Origin of the sequence: Alcaligenes faecalis (assembly GCF_041521385.1) — a bacterium.
Taxonomy (GTDB): domain Bacteria; phylum Pseudomonadota; class Gammaproteobacteria; order Burkholderiales; family Burkholderiaceae_B; genus Alcaligenes; species Alcaligenes faecalis_E.
Genome location: NZ_CP168006.1, coordinates 2,925,687 through 2,944,851 on the forward strand (window position 1 = coordinate 2,925,687; position 19,165 = coordinate 2,944,851).

Sequence of the window (19,165 nt, forward strand, 5' to 3'; positions counted from 1 at the left end):
TAAAAAATGCCCCGGATTCTTTTTCAAAAAAATCCGGGGCTTTTTGCTACCTGGCTATCAGCAAGTTTCAGGCCCCTGGCTTAGTCCCTAGCAGGCAATACGCGTCCGGCGCACTCACCAAAAGACAGGGTCGGGTAGCCCTCTTGACGACACAGGCCCTTCAAGATGATTTCGTCTTGATCCTCCAGGAACGTGCGCTGTTCGCCCCAGGGTAGATCAATGGGGGTTTTGCCGCCCTGGTTCATTTCCAGCAAGGAGCCTTCCTGACCCTTGGTCGGGCCGGACAAGGTGCCGGTGCCCAGCAGGTCGCCGGTTTGCAGGTTGCAGCCGTTGACGCTGTGGTGGGCGACCAGTTGGGCCACGGTCCAATAGGCTTCCTTGAAGTTGCTGCGCGAGAGCAGAGCGGGTTCTTTTTGTTGCTGACGAGACTGCTCGGTGCTCAGGTACACCTCCAGTTCCACGTCCAGAACGCCACTGTCCTGGTTGGCCTGATCCTGCAAATAAGGCAGGGGCTGAGGATCGGATTCAGGACGACTGAACGGGCGACGGAAGGGAGCCAGGGCTTCCAGTGTCACCACCCAGGGGGAGATCGTCGAGGCAAAGTTCTTGGCCAGGAAAGGGCCCAAAGGCTGGTATTCCCAGGCTTGCAGATCGCGCGCCGACCAGTCATTGAACAGGCACAGACCAAAAACGTGTTCGTCTGCCTGACCGATAGGAATACGGTGACCCGCTTCGTTGCCTTTGCCAATCAGAATGCCCATTTCCAGCTCGAAGTCCAGGCGCTGGCAAGGACCAAAATTGGGCTGTTCCTGCCCTTCGGGGGGGCGAGTCTGGCCGACGGGGCGTGGGAACTGCTGGCCGGATACGCCGATGCTGGAGGCACGGCCATGGTAGCCAATCGGGACCCACTTGTAATTGGGCAGCAAGGGCGCATCGGGGCGGAACTGTTTACCTATCGCTGTTGCATGGTGTACGGATATGTAGAAGTCGGTGTAGTCACCAATCTGGGCTGGCAGGGCGTATTCCAGCTTGCTGCGTTCGATCAGCATGGGGTGCAGGCGCGACTCGGCCGAAGAGCCTTGGCGCAAATCGTGCGACAAGGCGGTACGCAGCGCACTCCAGTATTCCTGGCCCAGAGCCATCAGCTCATTCAGTGCAGGTTTGACGCAAGCGGCCAAGGCATCGGCGGCTTTGCCGTGCCAAGGGGTATCGCTGGCCAACAAACCCAGGTCCAGCGCGTAAGGGCCAATGGCCACCATGACGCGGAAGTCTTCCTGACTGTCACGGCGACGGGCCACGGCAAAGGGTAGGTTCTGGATGGGGAAACCGTTATCGGCCTCGTTGGCTCCGGGCACCCAGCTTTGCAATTTGGGGTCGTGAGTGTCATTCAGATAAGGTAGGGTCATGCCTTTTGTTCCGTAGAGAAGTGTTTTTCCAGTCCGTCCCAGACGGTATCGTAATTGGCTTGTAGGCTGCCGCTTTGCAAAGCCTGTGGCGAGGGGCGGATGACTTTGCGGGTCTCGAACATAAAGGCCATGGTACCGCGCAGATAGTCCGCCTTGCTCAGGTCCGCAGAGCTGGCCTTGTCAAAGGTATTGGCGTCGGGGCCATGCGGACTCATGCAATTGTGCAGGCTGGAGCCGCCCGGTGCAAAACCATCGGCCTTGGCATCGTACACCCCGTGGATCAGACCCATGAATTCGCTGGCGAAGTTACGGTGGAACCACGGTGGGCGGAAGGTGTTTTCCATGGCCAGAATGCGTGGTGGGAAAATCGCAAAGTCCAGGTTGGCCGTGCCGGGGGTATCGGAGGGCGAGGTCAATACGCTGAAAATGCAGGGATCGGGGTGATCGTAGCTGATCGAGCCGATCACGTTGAAGTCGCGTAAATCGTATTTGTAGGGGGCGTGCGTGCCGTGCCAGGCCACCACGTCCAGTGGCGAGTGCGTCAGTTGCGCAACCCAGAAGCCGCCAGTGAATTTGGTGACCAGCTCATGAGGCTCGCTGACATCTTCGTACCAGGCCACCGGAGTTTTGAAGTCGCGGGCATTGGCCAGGCCGTTGGAGCCGATCGGGCCCAGTTCGGGCAAGCGTAAAGGTGCACCGAAGTTTTCCAGCAGGTAGCCACGGGCCACATCGTCCAGCAACTCCACCTTGAAGCGCACGCCACGCGGCATGACGGCAATCTCGCAAGGCTCGATATCCATGATGCCCAGTTCGCTGACCAGACGCAGGCGACCGTGTTCAGGCACGAACATCATTTCGGCGTCGGCGTTGTAGAACACGCGCCGACCCATGGACTGGTTGATGGCGTACAGATGGATGGCAACACCGCTTTGCGAGTCGCTGCTGCCATTGCCTGCCCAGGTATGGACGCCGGCCAGAAAGTCAGTCGGAGTGTCGGGCAGACTCAAGGGACTCCAGCGCAGGCGATTGGGGTTGGCCGGGCCTTGTCCGAAGTCCTCATTCCAATAAGGGGCGCCTTCAAAGGCTGTAAATGCCCCTTGCTTGGCGCTGGGGCGAATGCGGTACAGCCAGGAGCGGCGGTTATCGGCACGTGGCGCGGTAAAGGCTGTGCCGGACAACTGTTCGGCATACAAGCCATATGGACACTTTTGGGGCGAATTGCGTCCAATGGGCAGCGCACCGGGCAGCGCCTCGGTGGCAAAAGCGTTACCAAAACCAATTTGATAATTCAAAGAGCTCATTAGGGGTCTCCAGATTCAGGCAGCCTGCTCCAGGCAGGTCTGGCGGGCGGCATCCAAGGCTTGCTTGATCACATCCAGCGAGCCGATATGATTGCACAGCAAAAGCACCAACGCGGCATTCATGGCATGGCTTTGTGCCGTGCTTAAGCCTTGGTGGGCATCGATCAACATTTGGTAGAAATCGTCAGCCCGTTCCAGGGGGGTATCGGTATTCAGTGTAGACATGAAGCACTCTCCAGGAAATGACCACAGGCTTTATGTATGGCAGTCTGGACAGCTTGCCCATCCAGATGACGCCAGCGGGCGCACAAATGTTGGTCGGGGCGAATCAGGTAGCAGGAGCCGGGCTGGGCGTCGTAACGCTGGCGCAGCATATCCTGGCTGTCGATGATGCCACCCTGGGCCTGGGCTGTGCTGGTACCAGTGGGCCAGACGCGCAGGCGGGTCAAAAGACCTTGGGTGGCCAGTTCGTCCACTGCTTCAGGCTGACTGGCTGGGCCTTCGCCAAATTCCAGCAGAGTGAAGCCGCTACCCAATTGACCCAGCCACCAGCCTTCCTCACCGTTTTGTTCAATAGGCGCATCGGGCACGCAGGCACCGAGTGGGGTAGCACTGGGAGAAAACTCGTGTGTGTCAGCCGTATTCAAGGGGCTGTCCGGATAGGCGCTGGGCAAAGACAGGCGACCGCTATTGACCAGTACACGGGCAAAGGCGTGGCGGCGCGCCAGAATCAGGGCCGCGTCGCGGAACAGGCGGCTGACTTCGCTTTTAGGGGTAATGAAATCCGTTGAACGGCTGGAGTGGCGGATGTTCTCGTCCGCGGCCAACTCACGTTCATGGCTGTAGCTGTCCAGCAGGCTGTCCGGAGCCTGGGCATTTAACACCAGATTCAGCTTCCAGGCCAGGTTGTCGGCGTCCTGGATGCCGCTATTGGCGCCGCGTGCGCCAAAAGGCGAGACACGGTGGGCCGAGTCCCCGGCAAACAGAATACGGCCATGGCGAAAGCGCTCCATGCGCTCGCAGGCAAAGGTGTAAATGCTGACCCATTCCAGCTCAAAGGGGGCATCGGCACCCAGCAGGGCGCGAATGCGGGGCAGCACGTTTTCGGGTTTAACGGCCTCAACCGGGTCGGCATCCCAGCCCAATTGAAAGTCGATACGCCAGACATTGTCTGGCTGGCTGTGCAGCAAGACAGATTGATTGGGGTGAAAGGGTGGGTCAAACCAGAACCAGCGTTCGGCGGGGAAGTCGGCTTGCATGCGCACGTCTGCAATCAGGAAACGATCCTTGAACACGCGTCCGCTGCTGCTTTCACCCAAGGCACGGCGAATGGCCGAGCGCGAACCGTCGCAGGCCAGCAGCCATTCTGCTTCCAGCGTGTAATTGCCTTGCTGGGTTTCTACGTCCAGATGTACACCTTTCGCCTGGTTCACCACGTTCAGCACTTTATGGCCGGAACGCAGCTCGATCAGGGGCTGGGCGCAGACCGCTTCGTAGAGATAGCCTTCGCAGTAGTACTGCTGCAAATTGATAAAGGCGGGGCGTTGGTGGCCTTCTTCGGGCCGTAAATTGAAGCTCCAGACCTCCTGGTTACGGAAAAAAACCTTGCCCACATTCCAGGACACGCCTTTGTCCATCATGCGCGAGCCCACGCCCAAGCGGTCCCAGATATCCAGAGTGCGTTTGGCAAAGCAAATGGCCCGTGATCCTTTGGACAGCGTGGTGTCGTCGTCCAGGATCACGACCCGGTGGCCTTTGGCCGCCAGATCCAGGGCCATGGTCAGCCCCACCGGGCCGGCACCCACGACCACAACCGGGTGGCGGGTATGGGTAGCCGGTGGGGGCGCTTGCGTCAGCTCCAGGGTCTGGTAATTAATGTCTCCCATTTTCTTTCTCCCTGGCCTTGCGTCTTACTGACCTTCGAGCTGTTTCCACATCTCCAGATCGCGCTCAGCGGTCCAGATGCGTGGGTCTTCGTGGCCGTTGACTTCGTCGTAGGCACGGGACACGTCAAAGGGCATGCAGTGATCAAAAATGACCCAGTCTGCATAGCGAGGCTTCATGAAATCGTAGGTTTCGCGGTAAATAGTCTTCAGGTCTTTACCGGCTGCCGCGCCTTGCTGCACGCTGGAGTAGAGGTCTGTCAAAAACGCGCGTGTGCCGGCCAGAGCCTGGCGCACTTCGGTGGCGTTTTTCAGTGCCGGGCCACGGCCAGGAACCATTTGTTCAGCGTTGAAGTCTCCCAGACGGTCCAATGTGCGGGGCCACTCACGGAAGTAGCAGTCGCCTGCGTACGGGGTGGATTGGTATTCCACCAGGTCACCGGCGAACAGGATTTTCTGCTTGGGCAGCCAGGCAATGGTGTCGCCCTTGGTGTGGCCACGGCCCACTTGCATCAGATGTACTTCCAGATTGCCCAGGTCCACCGTCATGTGACCCTCAAAGGTCATGGTGGGCCAGGTCAGGCCGGGAGGAATGGATTCGGCGTTGCGGAACAGACGGGGGAAGCGGCCGATTTCGCTGGCCTTGTCCTGCTCGCCGCGCTCCACGATCAGGTCGTAGGTGTCGCGGCTGGCCAGGATTTCCTGGGCGTCGTAGGCCGAGGCGCCCAGCACTCGTACAGCGTGGTAGTGCGACAGCAAGACATATTTGATGGGCTTGTCGCTGACTTCGCGAATGCGGCGAATCACGTCTTCAGCCATGACAGGCGTGGCCTGGGTGTCGATCACCATAATGGCCTCGTCACCAATGATGATGCCCGTGTTGGGATCACCCTCCGCCGTGTAGGCGTAGGCGTTGTCGGACAGTTTTTCAAAGGCAACGACTTTGTCTTCCAGGTCGTTATGCGAGGCGAAGGACTTGCTCATGAAAATGACTCCACAGTCGATAGGGATGGTGTCAGATTAGTTTATGGTGAATCTATTAGATATAGGTGAATACCTGAATAGGGTAGGTTCAGTTGGAGAAAGGCAGACGAGCGCCTGCCTGCCGGAATCGGCATCAGACGCTGTCAGAAAGAAGGGGGAGGAGGCTTAGCGGCGCTGGCAGCGCGAACAGTAATAAGTTGCGCGTTGGCCTTGGACGATTCGTTTGATAGGTTGTTGGCAGCGAGTGCAGGGTTTGCCCACACGCTCATACACATTGGCGTGAATGTCGAAGTAGGCACCCGGTTCGCCGCTGGCGTTGACGTAATCACGCAAGGTGCTGCCGCCTGAGTCCAGGGCAGATTGCAAGGTGCTCAAGATGGCCGAATGCAGTTTTTCGCAGCGATGCAAGGAAACCTCACCGGCGGGCAGTTCGGGGTGAATACCAGCCAGGAACAAGGATTCGGAAGCGTAGATATTGCCGACTCCCACCACAATTTTGCCGCCCAGCAGGGCCTGTTTAATGGCGACGCGTCGCCCTTGCAGGTGTCGGTGCAGGTATTCCGGGGTGAACAAGGGATCAAACGGTTCGATCCCTAAAGTACGTAGTAAAAGGTGGTTTTCCAGAGGGCCGTCCCTATGGGCGTGCCATAATATCGCACCAAATCGTCGTGGGTCGTGCAGCAGAAAGCGGGCCTCATCAAAGATCCATTCCGCATGATCATGCTTGCGGCGCTCTTCATCCAGATCCACACGACGCAAGGAGCCGGACATGCCTAAATGGATGATCTGGACGCCTTGCTCAAAATGCAACAATAAGTACTTGCCCCGACGTGTGCAATGGTTGACGGCCTGGCCTTCAATCCATTGTGGCAAACCGGCAGGCACAGGCCAGCGTAAACGGGGCTCGTGAACCACGAATTGTCGGACATTTTTTCCCTGGATAAGCGTCGCAATTCCGCGACGAGTTGTTTCAACTTCTGGCAGTTCAGGCATGGGGGGGTGATACCATCAACAAATCTGATTCCTTTATTGTGCCATCGGGCGTTTTGTCGCGCGTATCAAGGCACGGGTTTTTCTGGATGAATGCTCTGACCTTAGCACTAAAGCTGGGCCTGATGTCGTTGCTTGCAGCGGTTTCGGCGCAAGCACAAACCTCTCTTCCCATCCTCAAGGCGGAGCCGCCAGCAGACACCATCCGTTTGCGTAGTGGGCAATTGCCTCTGGTCGGTCTGACTCCGGATATTCTGTATCGCATTCTGGTTGCCGAAGTCGCTGCGACGCGCGGTGAATATGATATTGCCAGCCAGACGTTTCTCTCTTTGGCAAGAGATACCAGCGATCCGCGCCTGGCTCAAAATGCCTTTCAGTACGCCATGGCCGATCGTAACTTAGGGCGTGCGCTGCGTGCGGCCAAAGAATGGGCCTTGCTGGCTCCCAATGATCCCGAAGCTAAAGCAACGGCTCTGGCGCTGGAAGCTTCCAGCGGACAAACCGAAGGCTTGGCCGATGCCTTGTGGCTGCGTATCTCTCGCGCCCAGGATAAAGAACAGGCCGTGGTGCAGGCCATGAGCATGGTCAGCAAAATGGTGGATCGTCGTTTGGCACTGGAAGTGCTGGATAAGGCCTTGCAGCAGCCTGTGCGCTCCTCGCCCATTGCCCGGCTGGCTCTGGCCGATACCGCCTGGAGTGCTGGCGATGTGAACCGTGCGGAACGCGAAGCGCGTGAAGCCCTGAAGCTGGACCCGCATTCTGAAGCGGCCGCGCAGCGCGTGCTGGAATACGGCATCAAAGTTGATCCTTCGGCTGCCTTGCAAAGCGCCCGCGTTTTTGTGCGAGACAACCCGGACAGCCGCAAGTTGCAACTGTTACTGGCCAACCGTTTGGTTGAGCGCCAGCAGTTTGACGAAGCCCAGGCTATTGTGGGGGCGTTGCAGCGTGCCAATCCCGAAGATTTTGATCTGCTCTATACCCAGGCCGAAATCCATATCCGCGCCAAAGAGTTTGATCAGGCTCGTAAACTGCTGGAGCAGTACATTGCGGTTCAGCAGCAGCGCCGCCAGTCCTTGAATGACGCCGTCAACACCGCCTTGGCCAGTATTTCCGAAGCGCGTTTGTCTTTGGTGCAAATCGCCGAAGCCCAAGGCGATATGAACGAGGCCATTCGTCAACTGGACTTGATAGAAGAACCTGCGCTGCGTTTTCAGGCCCAGATTCATAAAGCCGTTCTGCAAGCGCGTCTAGGGAATTTGCCGCAAGCCCGCCGCACTCTGGAAAACTCTCGCCCGCGCGATATGAGTGAACAAGTGGTTGTGGCTTTGACGTATTCCTCCATCTATCAAGAGAGCGGTCGAACCGATCAGGCGTTGGAAGTGCTGGAACGTGCCGATCGTGAGCTGCCCGATAGCGCCGAGATCAAATACAACCTGGCCATGTTGTATGAACAGCGCGCCAAGCATGACAAATTTGAAACTTTGATGCGTCGTGTTATTGAATTGCGTCCGGATCATGCCAATGCGTATAACGCTTTGGGCTACACCTATGCGGATCAGAATCGTCGCATGGACGAGGCTCAGGACTTGCTGGAGCGCGCGATGGAACTGGAGCCGGATAATCCCTATATTCTGGATAGCGTAGGCTGGTACCTGTACCGCATGGGTGATCTGCAAGCGGCACTGGAGTATTTGCAGCGTTCTTACGAGCGTCTGCCTGAGGCGGATGTGGCGGCCCATTTGGGTGAAGTGCTGTGGGTAAAAGGACGCCGAGATGATGCCATGCTGGTGTTTCGGGCAGGTCTGAGCAAAGACGCCGAAAACCGTACATTGAAAGAAACCATTAAGCGTTTGGGAGTACCGCTGCCGTGAGTATCTTGAAACAGCGAATCTGGACGCGAGCGGGGGCTTTGGCTTTGGTCGTTTTGTTAGGGGCATGTGCGACGCCTCCCAAGCCAGAGCTTGGCAGCACCACGGATGCGACTCAGGCAGCAAGTTCTTTGTCTCGTTCCGGCCGTTTTGCGCTGAGTGTGACTCACTCCAGCTCGCAAGTCGAAGCGGTGCAGGGGGGCTTTTCCTGGCATGATGATGGTCGCAAGCTGATGCTGGACCTGAGCAATCCCTTGGGTAATACCTTGGCGCGTGTCTGGGTGTTGCCAGGTCAGGCCCTGCTGGAACGCACGGATGGTAGTCAGGAAGTCGCCTCCCATCCCGATGCCTTGGTCGAACAAGTGCTGGGTAGCCCTGTACCTGTGGCGGGCCTGCGTGACTGGCTGCATGGCCGCACGGGTAGTGCCCCGGTTCAGAGCGAACGCCGGGATGATCAGCAGAGGCTGAGCGGCTTCGAGCAGTCCGGCTGGCGTGTGACGCTGTCGCGTTACGACGAACAAGGCCCGCGCTTGCTGCAATTGAATCGTCATGAAGCCAACCGCTCCATCAGCGTGCGTTTGGTTGTGGATCAGTAAAGCCCGAGCAGGTTTGTGTAATGGCGCTCTACAACGTTCCGGCTCCGGCCAAGATCAATCTGTTTCTGCACGTCACGGGGCGTCGTGAAGACGGCTACCATTTTCTGCAAACCGCCTTTCGTTTCGTCGATCTGAATGATTATCTAAGTTTTGTGCCTCGTAGCGACGGACAGATCCGTCGGGTACACAGTACCTTGAGCGATGTGGAGCCTGAACAGGATCTGGTGATCAAAGCCGCTCGTGCCCTGCAACACGCGACGGGCACCCGGCAAGGCGTAGACCTGTCTTGTATCAAGAACATTCCTTCGGGAGCAGGGATGGGCGGTGGCTCCAGTGATGCGGCCACCACCTTGATGGCCTTGAACCGTTTGTGGAACCTGGGCCTGAGCCGTCAGGCCTTGATGGATATTGGCTTGCCCCTGGGCGCCGATGTACCGGTTTTTGTATTCGGGCAGGCGGCATTTGCCCAAGGGGTAGGGGAACAACTGCAAGCCATTCAGATGCCGCCCCGGGACTACATCATCATCCGTCCGCCGCAGTTTATATCCACAGGGAAAATATTTAGCTCCGAATGCTTGACACGCGATGAGAAACCCATCACAATAACGTTCTTTACTGATTGGCAAGAAAAATTCTGGCAAGCCAAGGACAACAATCCTTACTTTGGCAGAAACAACCTGGAATCAGTAGCATTTAATTTTTATCCTGATTTAAAAGTTTTGAAGCAGGGTTTGCAAAATTTAAAATTAAATGCTAGAATGACAGGCTCTGGTTCTTGTTTGTTTGTTGAGTGCAGAGACAAGCAAAGCGCCAAGACAGGTCAGTTTGAAATTGACCAAAATAGCAGTAAAATAGATTTTTCTGGTAGCGAAGAATCAAATAGTGGTAAATTGCTGGTCGAACAGACTTGGGTTTGTTCTGGATTGCAAGATCATCCGCTACGCGACTGGATTAAGTAAGTATTTGGGGAATCGCCAAGCTGGTTAAGGCACTGGATTTTGATTCCAGCATGCGAAGGTTCGAATCCTTCTTCCCCAGCCACCTTTCAGGCCTGGCCTGCGATAATGTAAAGCTGTTGAGTCGTTACCTTAAAGGGGTGTCGATCAACAGCTTTGCTTTTCCTGCATCAAAATCTATCTCCCATCATGGCACAAGACCGATTCATGATCTTCACCGGCACGGCTAATCCTCGCCTTGCTGTCGATGTCGTCAACCACCTTGATATGTCGCTGGGGAAAATGACGGTGGGTCGCTTCTCCGACGGGGAAGCCATGGTTGAAATCAACGAGAACGTGCGCGGTCGCGATGTTTTTGTTCTGCAACCCACCTGTGCTCCCACCAACGACAATCTGATGGAAATCATGGTGATGGTCGATGCCTTGCGCCGCGCTTCGGCCGGTCGCATCACTGCTGCCATCCCTTACTTTGGTTATGCCCGCCAGGATCGACGCCCCCGTTCGGCGCGTGTGTCGATCTCTGCCAAGGTCGTAGCCAATATGTTGCAAGTGGTCGGTGTTGATCGCGTCATGATGATGGATCTGCACGCAGACCAAATCCAGGGTTTCTTCGATATCCCTGTCGACAATATCTACGCTTCCCCCATTTTGCTGGGCGATATCTGGCGCTGTAACTACCAGGACATGGTAGTTGTCTCGCCTGACATCGGTGGTGTGGTGCGCGCACGAGCACTGGCCAAGCAACTGGAAGTGGATCTGGCCATTATCGACAAGCGCCGCCCACGTGCCAACGTCTCCGAAGTCATGAACATCATTGGTGATGTCAACGGACGCACCTGCATCCTGATGGACGACATGGTGGATACGGCCGGTACATTGTGCAAAGCGGCTGAAGCTCTGAAAGAGCGCGGTGCCAAGGCGGTTTACGCTTACTGTACGCACCCGGTGCTTTCCGGTGAAGCCATCGAACGTATTACGCATTCTCAGTTGAACGAGCTGGTGGTAACGGACACCATTCCTTTGTCCGCCAAGGCCCGCGAATGCAGCAAGATTCGCCAGTTGTCCTGTGCTGCGCTGTTGGGTGAGACCATCTTGCGCATCTCCAATGCCGAGTCCGTCAGCTCCTTGTTCACTGACTAAGTTTTTTTAGCGTGCGCTGGTCGCGGCGCACGTCAACTAGGTAGGCAACTACCATTTTTTCGCAGTGGTCCATGATCCTGCAAATTGGAGTTTTCCATGAAATTCACCGCTACGTCGCGTGATGTACAAGGTACGAGTGCGAGCCGCCGCCTGCGTCACGCTGGCCAAGTTCCTGCTATTGTTTATGGTGGCGAAGAACAGCCCGTCGTGATCGCTTTGGATCATAACGAGATCTACCACAACCTGCGCAAAGAAGCCTTCCACGCTTCCATCCTGACAATGGAACTGGACGGCAAAGCTGAGAAAGTGCTGTTGCGCTCGGTTCAGTGGCACCCCTACAAACAGCAAGTTCTGCACGTTGATTTCCAACGCGTTCTGGCTTCGCAAGCCATCACCACCAAAGTTCCTCTGAACTTTGAAGGTGGCGATGTGTGCCCAGCCGTCAAGCTGAGCGGCCAAGTCATCAGCCACATCCTGACCGAGCTGGAAATCACCTGCTTGCCAGCTAACCTGCCTACGTCCATCACTGTGGACCTGAGCGGCATGACTGCCAACGCCAACCTGCACCTGGACAGCATCAAGCTGCCACGTGGCGTGACTTACGCTGGCAACGACACCAACCCTCTGCTGGCTGCTGCTTTGCCAGTTGGCGGTGGTGCTGCTGCTTCGGAAGAAACAGAAGAAAGCGCCGAGTAATCAAGATTGCCAGCCGGCTTCAGTTGGCTGGCAGCTTGGCGAATCAACCCCTGTCAGCGTATGCTGGCGGGGGTTTGTTATTTGTGCCTGCACCGTTGCCGGTGTAGGCGCTTTCTGTGAAAACATTCATGTCTGAGCCTATCCGTTTGATTGTTGGCCTGGGTAATCCTGGCCCCGAGTACGAAACCACCCGCCACAACGCGGGCTTTTGGTTGGCAGACCAGTTGGCCGATGATCTGCATGCAACGTTCAACCTGGAAAAGTCTTTTTTCGCCTGGGTGGCCAAAGCGCGTTTTGAAGGTGAGAACGTCATCATCGCCAAACCCATTACCTTCATGAACAAGTCCGGGCAAGCTGCCGGTGCCTTGATGCGTTTCTACAAGCTCAAGCCCGAGCAAGTGCTGGTTCTACACGACGAGCTGGATTTGTTGCCGGGGCAGGTCAAGATAAAAAAAGGCGGCGGACACGCCGGACATAACGGTCTGCGTGACATCCAGTCCGCCTTTGGGACACCGGATTTCTGGCGCTTGCGCCTGGGCATTGGCCACCCCCGTACCTTGGGCCTGGCTCAGCAAGTGGTGAACTTTGTGCTGCATACCCCCCGCCATGAAGAGCTGCGCGAGATCGAGGACGGCATGAACCGTTGCCGCGTCATGATGCCTGCTTTGCTGCGTGGCGACGTTGAGCAGGCGACCCGCCAGCTTTACGCGCCCCAGAAGGCTTGACGCATGAAGCCAGCGCCAAGCAGCCAGATGCGTTTCCGGGACGAGCTTAAAGACTTCTTTTATTTTCTGCGCCACCCGCGTAGCGCCCGGCGCTTGCCTGGCAGAGTCCAGGGCGATGGCTGGTATCTGGACTGGTTTGCTCCCTTGCCCTGGAAGCGTCTGCTGCAATGGGCGGGCATGCTTTGGTTGATTAATGCGCTGGTACTGGGGCCAATTGCTGTCTCGGTAGCGGGTGTGGGCGGTGCGCAGCATCGTCTGGACCCGACGCGTATTCCCTGGGTGCAAGCCATTATCTGGGCACCTATTGTGGAAGAACTGGTCTTTCGTTTTGTGCTTAGACGCCCCTCGCAATGGCTGACGGTCGTTCCGCTGGCCGTGTTCCTGATGTTTCAGGGACCAAGCTGGTGGTTGATACAGGGATTGCTGGCCTTGTGTCTGGCAGTCTGGATTAGCCGTTATACCGGCATGCCACGCCAAGCCTTGCCCGCAGGCAGCAGCTTGTGGCGCAAGCTGGTGGGCGCCTTGCAGGGAAGGGCGTGGCGCTTTTCATCCATGCGACGCTATTGGCGTTTCTTTCCCTGGGTGTTTTATGGTGCAACGCTGGCCTTTGGTGCGCTGCATTTGTATAACTTCCAGCTCAACAGTATGAGCTGGTATTTATTGCCCCTGCTGGTGTTGCCCCAATGTTTGACGGGTTTGGTGCTGGCCTGGTTGCGAGTGCGTCGCAGCATTGGGGCGTCGATCATACTTCATGCCATCTTCAATGGTGGCCCGGTCTTGCTGATTATGGGTTTGCTCAAGCTGTTTGACGGTATTCCTGTCTAGGCAAACCCGCGTTTCAAGGCGCTATCCTGTGTCCCCGGCACGACTGTTCTGATCCGTCTGCAGGCTCTGTAGCGCCCAAGGGCGCTACAATAGCACATCGTTTATATAACTCTTTGATTTTCAGGATACTCATGGCACTGCAATGCGGCATCGTTGGCTTGCCCAACGTTGGTAAATCCACTCTGTTCAACGCTCTGACCAAAGCCGGCATTGCGGCTGAAAACTACCCCTTCTGCACCATCGAACCGAACGTCGGCGTGGTCGAGGTTCCAGATCAGCGTTTGCAAGATCTGGCCAAGATTGTGAATCCCGAGCGCATTTTGCCCGCCGTGGTGGAGTTTGTAGACATCGCCGGTTTGGTTGCAGGGGCCTCCAAGGGTGAAGGTCTGGGTAACCAGTTTCTGGCCAATATCCGTGAAACCGACGCCACCGTGCACGTAGTGCGCTGTTTTGCCGATGAAAACGTGATTCACGTAGCCGGTAAAGTGGACCCCCTGGCTGACATCGAAATCATCAACACTGAATTGGCGCTGGCCGACCTGGGTGTGGTTGAAAAAGCCGTGCACCGCAATCAGAAGCTGGCTCGCTCGGGCGATAAAGACGCTGCCAAGCTGGTGGCTTTGCTCGAACGTATCGAGAAAGCGCTGGGCGAAGGCAAGTCCGTGCGTTCCTTGAAGCTGGACGAGGACGAGCTGCACCAGATCAAGTCCTACGGCTTCATTACTGCCAAGCCCACCATGTACGTGGCCAACGTGAAAGAAGACGGCTTTACCAACAACCCGCATCTGGAAGCCGTGCAAAACTACGCAGCTGCCGATGGTGCTCCTGTTGTGGCCGTGTGTGCTGCCGTAGAAGCCGAAATCGCTGAACTGGACGACGCCGACAAGATTGAATTCCTGTCCGATCTGGGCATGGAAGAGCCCGGCCTGAACCGCGTTATCCGCGCCGCCTACAGCCTGCTGGGTCTGCAAACCTACTTCACCGCAGGCGTCAAAGAAGTTCGCGCCTGGACCATCCGCGTGGGCGACACCGCCCCTCAAGCTGCTGGCGTGATCCACACTGATTTCGAGCGCGGCTTCATCCGTGCACAGACCATCGCCTTTGAGGACTTTGTCGCCTGCAAGGGCGAGCAAGGCGCCAAGGAAGCCGGCAAGATGCGCGCTGAAGGTAAGGAATACGTCGTCAAAGATGGCGACGTGCTGAACTTCCTGTTCAACGTCTAAGGATTTTTCAGAAGTCAGGAACGCTTGGTAGTGCTGGGTGTATGAGCAGGCCTTTTGAAGTAGAGGGTTTGCAATACACAACGGCCTGCCAAGCGTTTTTGTTTATTGAAGGTGTTTTCCCCTAGGGAAAACGCAAAGCCCAAGGTGTATCTTTTTGTTATAGTGTCGGCTCATTTGTCCTAATGCATAGCGTTGGTATGTGCTATGATCGTGTGCCTTTTACGGCAGTTTCGGGAGGCTTGTTCGTGGACGATCGGGCTGCTCCCATGTCCCGTTACCCTTATATTTCCAAGTCGAATGAGCGTATCGCACAAATGACGGGGGCGACGTTTGGGGCTGCTTATAAAGCCTTGGCAGAGGAAGGCTCGACGGTCATGGGCTCACTGGATGCGGCGACGGCGGTCGCGGTGCTACGTGATCAGGATCCCCAACGGGCTATTTATTGGATACACCAATTGCAGCAGGCCTTTTACCTGAATGGGCGTAGTTTGTCTGATCAGGAGGTCTGCCTGGAGATTGCTGCTGCCAATGGTTTGGATGTGGAGATCGTACAGCGCCATTTGACGGATGGCTTTGGCAGGGGGCAGGCCTTGGCGGACTTTGCTTTGGCGCGGGCCTTGGGCGTGCAGTCCTATCCGACCTTGTTGTTTGTGGATGGAAGAAAAGTGATGCAGCTACCTGCTGTAGGAACTTCTCTGGAAAGGCTGAATCAGACCTTGGACTCCTTGTTGGGTTGATCAGCAGGTAGACATAGCATGCTGCGTGTGGCTAAAACGCAGGCAAAGAGCAACGCCATGCGAAAGCATGGCGTTTTCTATTCAAACCTGGGTGAGCTTAGTCACGAACCAAAGGCGCAACACACACATTCGGGTTGTCGGCCAGGGACACAAATTTCATGCTGCCGCCGTCATAGGCGTCGATGGTGCCGGATTCAATATCGTAGACCCAGCCGTGCAAGGTCAAGCGGCCTTCGGACATAGCCAAGCGCACGGAAGGATGAGTCTGGATATTGGCCAACTGGGCCACCACGTTTTCACGCACCATGGAAGCAATACGTTCCTGTTCATTGGCGTGGGTGCGGGCTTCATTCACCAGGCGGGCCGAGTCGGCATAGCGTAGCCAATGTTCCACGGCAGGCATGTGGTCCAGGCATTTACAGGAAGCAATTGCAGTCATGGCACCGCAGTCCGAGTGACCACAGATCACGACATCGGACACGCGCAGGGCGGACACGGCGTATTCGACGGAGGCGGTCACACCACCGGGTTCCGGGCCATAAGAAGGCACGATATTGCCAGCGTTACGAATCACGAACAGATCGCCGGGTTCACGCTGTGTGACCAGCTCGGGGACCAGGCGGCTATCGGAGCAAGAGATAAACAAAGCGCGGGGGTTTTGTTGCGTGGCCAGATTTTTGAAGAGCTTGGCGCGCTTGGGAAAGGCTTCCCGTTGGAATTTCAGGAAACCGTCGATAATGTCTTTCATCCTTGTCCTTGTAGTTCGGCTTGGGTAGAAGATTAACGCTTTAGGGTCATAAGGTAAAATACCGAATTCTGATGCTTTTCATTGGTTTTGCTTATAGAAAGGCCCCTTATGCTTTTGCGCCATCTTAATTACTTTCTGGCGGTTGCCCAGTATCAAAGCTTTACCCGTGCCGCGCGTGCCTTGCACGTGTCTCAACCGGCCTTGTCCCAGCAGGTGCGTCAGTTGGAGGAACATCTGGGCGCGCAACTGTTTGATCGCACAGGGCGTCTGGTGCGCTTAACGGATGCGGGTGAAGTTTATCTGCGTTATGCCCGCCAAGCCTTGCAGGACCTGGAAGAGGGGCGGCGGGCCTTGCATGATGTCAGCGACTTGAGTCGAGGCTCCTTGCGGGTGGCGGTGGCACCGACGTTTACTTCTTACCTGATTGGTCCACTGGTTGAAGCCTTTTATCGCCGCTATCCCAATGTGCGTCTGGTGGTGCAGGAAATGTTGCAGGAGCGCGTGGAAACGCAACTGGTCGAGGACGAGCTGGATATTGGTATCGCCTTTGAGAAACCGACTTCAGCAGCGGTGGAGTTCCAGCCTTTACTGGTAGAGACGCTGGCCTTGGTGATGAGCCGTACTCACCCTTTGGCCGAGCGACGCAGCATTGATAGAGACACCTTAACGCGTGAGTCCTTGGTGTTGTTGACGCCGGAATTTGCGACACGTGAACAGATCGAACGTTATTGTCGGCAGCATGATCTGGATTTGAAGGTATCGATGGAGTCGAACTCGCTCAATGCCGTGATTGAGGTGGTGCGACGCACAGGTCTGGCGACCTTGCTGCCTGCTGCGATTGCCAGCAATAGCGAGTATTTGGTGGCGGTGAGTCTGGATCCGGCACCGCCGCAACGGCGGGCCATTCTGATGCAGCGCAAGGGCGCTTACCAATCTGCGGCCATGCGCGCTTTTATTGAGCTGGCGCTGAAATACGGCGCGGCATCGACGTTTTAAGGCGGCTGTCGGGCAGAGCGATTTCCACGCTCTGCTTCAGGCACCTTACAGCGTCACCACCACATTGTGTTCCAGAGGACGCAGCTCGCTTTCTACAGCGGGTTTGCCCTCGTTCAAATGGGCGACCAGGTCTACCGTGGTCGAGATACGCGTCAACATCAAACAGGTCACTTCGCCACCGGCAACACGACTGCTGTGCCAGCAACCAGGCCGCATGCACACACCTTGCCCTTGAGGGATGCGGAAGGCTTTCAGAGTAGACAAATCCGGACCGCCTTCGGCTGTGCTTTCGGCCACGATATGGATCACTTCGCCAGTCAGCGGGATCAGTGCCTGTTGCGTCAGCAGGTGGTTTTCCAGGGTCGTGATGTTGGGGTCCTGAATACGGTAATTCACCCATAACACTTCGGTCTGACCACTTGGGCCTGTGTCAAACGCCTGTTCGTGCCAAAAGTCAGTGGCGGCATTGCTGAAAGCAGCCGTCGCAGGCGCCGTAACCAAGCCTTTCCCCAACATCCAGCCATAAGGCTCAAACGTTTCCGGGCTCAGGGGCTGGGGAATCAGATTAATTGAAGTATTCATGATCCATCACGTGAAGAAAGTGCTAAGGCGGCATATTAGCAAAATTGGCAGCTCGGGTTGGGATTGGCCTAGATCAATAAGCCTGAGTTTCTGATGGTTATTGCGGAACTAAGTCAGGCAAGCCCTGTCTTGAAGGAGGCTCGTCATTACTTAGCGAGCTAAGCAAAGCCGCCTTCTTCAATGGGCGGCTTCGCTCTGTTTGCTTTCTTGATAAGGAGGTGCTGTGCTGCAAGCTGTTTCGCTGACCTGTAGACGGGGCCAGCGTCGTGTGTTCTCCGAGCTGAGCCTAAGGCTTGACGCTGGCCAATGCATTTTGGTCAGTGGGCCCAATGGCAGCGGCAAAACCAGCTTGCTGCGTATCCTGGCCAATATCGCCCAGGCCGATGAAGGCCAACTGATCTGGCAGGACCGACCTGTGCAAAGCAACGATAGCGAGTACCGGCAACAGCTTGTGTACGGCGGGCATGCGCCGGGGCTCAATGGCAGCTTGTCGGTGCAAGAGAATCTGGACAGTCTGCTCATGCAGGATCGCGTTCCCTTGGAGCGGGACGCCTGTGATCAGGCTTTGCTGGCAGGCGGTTTGCTGGCTTACCGTCGCGTGCCTATACGGCAGTTGTCGGCTGGGCAACGCCGCCGTGTGTTTCTGGTGCGTCTGGCGCTCAGCAACCGTCCTTTATGGATTCTGGACGAGCAACTGACCGCGCTGGATAGCGCCGGTCAGACGTTTCTGGGTGAGCTGATTGCTCAGCATCTGCATCAGCAAGGGGCGGTCATTCTGACCAGTCACCAAACCTTGCCTTGGGATTTGAAGGTGCAGCATCTGAGTCTGGGGCAGGCATGTTAAGTCTCTTTTTAGCCTTGATGAAGCGCGAGTGGCGCTTGGCGATGCGTCGCCCTGGCGATGTTTTGATTCCCCTGGTTTTCTTCCTGGTGGTGTGCAGCTTGTTTCCCTTGGGCGTGGGGGCGGATGCGGCCTTGTTGTCCAAGATGGCCCCTGGCGTGCTGTGGGTGTCGGCCTTGCTGGCCACGCTGTTGTCATTAAGTCGCCTGTTTGAGCAGGACGAGCAGGACGGCGCGCTGGAGCAGGTTTTGTTTTCCCATTTGCCGCTTAGTCTCTGGGTGTTGGGCAAGGTGCTGGCGCATACCTTTTTGACTGGCGTGCCGTTGCTGTTGCTGGCTCCCATTCTGGGGCTGCAATTCAGTTTGCCTACGTCCAGTCTGGGTGTGTTGATGGTATCCCTGGCGCTGGGTTTGCCCGTCCTGACCTTGTTGGGAGCGATTGGCGCGGCCTTGGTACTGGGTCTGCGTTCAGCAGGCGTCTTGCTGGCTTTATTGATTTTGCCCTTTTACGTTCCTGTTCTGGTCTTCGGGGCGGGGGCGGTGCAAGCGGTTCAGGCCGGTTTGGGTGCGCAGGCGCATCTGTCCGTTCTGGCTGCTTTTTTACTGTTGGCTTTGTTCTTTGCGCCACTTGCTACGGCAGCGGCGTTGCGCCTTGCTCTTGAGTAAATT

At 56.5% G+C, this 19,165-nt stretch carries 20 protein-coding genes and 1 tRNA gene; 13 read left to right on the forward strand and 8 right to left on the reverse strand.

Translation table 11 applies throughout. The features are described from left to right. Window positions 1-80: 80 nt before the first annotated feature. From fahA to mutM, 6 genes are all read right to left on the reverse strand, one after another. Window positions 81-1,406, reverse strand: coding sequence for a fumarylacetoacetase (gene fahA / locus ACDI13_RS13120; RefSeq protein WP_316991082.1), 1,326 nt, complete (start codon window positions 1,404-1,406; stop codon window positions 81-83). Then, the gene (hmgA, locus tag ACDI13_RS13125) at window positions 1,403-2,707 is read right to left on the reverse strand and encodes a homogentisate 1,2-dioxygenase (RefSeq protein WP_316991081.1); all 1,305 of its coding nucleotides are present in this window, start codon (window positions 2,705-2,707) and stop codon (window positions 1,403-1,405) included. Before hmgA ends, fahA begins: the two co-directional genes overlap by 4 nt. Window positions 2,708-2,722: 15 nt before the next feature. Next, window positions 2,723-2,932 (reverse strand): DUF2783 domain-containing protein, encoded by a 210-nt coding sequence (locus tag ACDI13_RS13130; RefSeq protein ID WP_086069416.1) that lies wholly within the window; start codon window positions 2,930-2,932, stop codon window positions 2,723-2,725. Next, window positions 2,920-4,593, reverse strand: a complete 1,674-nt coding sequence (locus ACDI13_RS13135; RefSeq protein ID WP_316991080.1) for an FAD-dependent oxidoreductase — start codon at window positions 4,591-4,593, stop codon at window positions 2,920-2,922. The genes ACDI13_RS13130 and ACDI13_RS13135 overlap by 13 nt, the downstream gene beginning before the upstream one ends. Window positions 4,594-4,617: 24 nt before the next feature. Further along, on the reverse strand, window positions 4,618-5,574 hold the full coding sequence (locus ACDI13_RS13140; RefSeq protein WP_316991079.1) for an MBL fold metallo-hydrolase: 957 nt from the start codon (window positions 5,572-5,574) through the stop codon (window positions 4,618-4,620). A gap of 165 nt (window positions 5,575-5,739) precedes the next feature. Further along, entirely contained in the window at window positions 5,740-6,567 is an 828-nt protein-coding gene (gene mutM, locus ACDI13_RS13145) for a bifunctional DNA-formamidopyrimidine glycosylase/DNA-(apurinic or apyrimidinic site) lyase (RefSeq protein ID WP_316990027.1), read from the reverse strand. Window positions 6,568-6,689: 122 nt separating this feature from the next. Here mutM and ACDI13_RS13150 point away from each other — a divergent pair, with 122 nt between their 5' ends. From ACDI13_RS13150 to ACDI13_RS13195, 10 genes are all read left to right on the forward strand, one after another. Further along, window positions 6,690-8,435: a tetratricopeptide repeat protein gene (locus ACDI13_RS13150; RefSeq protein WP_372372476.1), complete on the forward strand. Its 1,746-nt coding sequence runs from the start codon at window positions 6,690-6,692 to the stop codon at window positions 8,433-8,435. Between the two features lie 2 nt (window positions 8,436-8,437). Continuing rightward, window positions 8,438-9,028 (forward strand): outer membrane lipoprotein LolB, encoded by a 591-nt coding sequence (locus ACDI13_RS13155; protein ID WP_316990029.1) that lies wholly within the window; start codon window positions 8,438-8,440, stop codon window positions 9,026-9,028. Between the two features lie 20 nt (window positions 9,029-9,048). After that, a complete protein-coding gene (ispE, locus tag ACDI13_RS13160; RefSeq protein WP_316990025.1) occupies window positions 9,049-9,987 on the forward strand; it encodes a 4-(cytidine 5'-diphospho)-2-C-methyl-D-erythritol kinase in 939 nt (312 codons plus the stop codon). Between the two features lie 5 nt (window positions 9,988-9,992). Then, window positions 9,993-10,069: transfer RNA gene (locus ACDI13_RS13165), tRNA-Gln, on the forward strand. A 104-nt stretch (window positions 10,070-10,173) separates the two neighbouring features. After that, entirely contained in the window at window positions 10,174-11,124 is a 951-nt protein-coding gene (locus tag ACDI13_RS13170; RefSeq protein WP_042483022.1) for a ribose-phosphate pyrophosphokinase, read from the forward strand. A 96-nt stretch (window positions 11,125-11,220) separates the two neighbouring features. Continuing rightward, window positions 11,221-11,820 (forward strand): 50S ribosomal protein L25/general stress protein Ctc, encoded by a 600-nt coding sequence (locus tag ACDI13_RS13175; RefSeq protein ID WP_316990024.1) that lies wholly within the window; start codon window positions 11,221-11,223, stop codon window positions 11,818-11,820. Window positions 11,821-11,948: 128 nt separating this feature from the next. Continuing rightward, entirely contained in the window at window positions 11,949-12,545 is a 597-nt protein-coding gene (gene pth / locus ACDI13_RS13180; RefSeq protein WP_316990023.1) for an aminoacyl-tRNA hydrolase, read from the forward strand. A gap of 3 nt (window positions 12,546-12,548) precedes the next feature. Continuing rightward, the gene (locus ACDI13_RS13185; protein WP_316990022.1) at window positions 12,549-13,370 is read left to right on the forward strand and encodes a CPBP family intramembrane glutamic endopeptidase; all 822 of its coding nucleotides are present in this window, start codon (window positions 12,549-12,551) and stop codon (window positions 13,368-13,370) included. Between the two features lie 131 nt (window positions 13,371-13,501). Next, entirely contained in the window at window positions 13,502-14,593 is a 1,092-nt protein-coding gene (gene ychF, locus ACDI13_RS13190; RefSeq protein ID WP_316990961.1) for a redox-regulated ATPase YchF, read from the forward strand. Window positions 14,594-14,790: 197 nt separating this feature from the next. Next, a complete protein-coding gene (locus tag ACDI13_RS13195; protein ID WP_316990928.1) occupies window positions 14,791-15,330 on the forward strand; it encodes a DsbA family protein in 540 nt (179 codons plus the stop codon). Window positions 15,331-15,427: 97 nt separating this feature from the next. Here the strand turns inward: ACDI13_RS13195 and ACDI13_RS13200 are convergent, their stop codons facing one another. Next, window positions 15,428-16,078, reverse strand: coding sequence for a carbonic anhydrase (locus ACDI13_RS13200; protein ID WP_316990929.1), 651 nt, complete (start codon window positions 16,076-16,078; stop codon window positions 15,428-15,430). A 108-nt stretch (window positions 16,079-16,186) separates the two neighbouring features. On the opposite strand from ACDI13_RS13200, the gene cynR reads away from it, so the two are divergent. Beyond that, window positions 16,187-17,074 carry a transcriptional regulator CynR gene (gene cynR / locus ACDI13_RS13205; protein ID WP_316990930.1) on the forward strand — a complete coding sequence of 296 codons (888 nt, stop codon included), beginning with the start codon at window positions 16,187-16,189 and terminating at the stop codon, window positions 17,072-17,074. Between the two features lie 45 nt (window positions 17,075-17,119). Here the strand turns inward: cynR and ACDI13_RS13210 are convergent, their stop codons facing one another. Then, complete coding sequence (locus ACDI13_RS13210) at window positions 17,120-17,656, reverse strand: ureidoglycolate lyase (RefSeq protein WP_316990931.1); 537 nt, start codon at window positions 17,654-17,656, stop codon at window positions 17,120-17,122. Window positions 17,657-17,879: 223 nt separating this feature from the next. Here ACDI13_RS13210 and ccmA point away from each other — a divergent pair, with 223 nt between their 5' ends. Both ccmA and ccmB read left to right on the forward strand, forming a co-directional pair. Next, window positions 17,880-18,500, forward strand: coding sequence for a cytochrome c biogenesis heme-transporting ATPase CcmA (ccmA, locus tag ACDI13_RS13215; protein ID WP_316990932.1), 621 nt, complete (start codon window positions 17,880-17,882; stop codon window positions 18,498-18,500). Then, window positions 18,494-19,162: a heme exporter protein CcmB gene (gene ccmB / locus ACDI13_RS13220; protein WP_316990933.1), complete on the forward strand. Its 669-nt coding sequence runs from the start codon at window positions 18,494-18,496 to the stop codon at window positions 19,160-19,162. The genes ccmA and ccmB overlap by 7 nt, the downstream gene beginning before the upstream one ends. Window positions 19,163-19,165 lie beyond the last annotated feature (3 nt).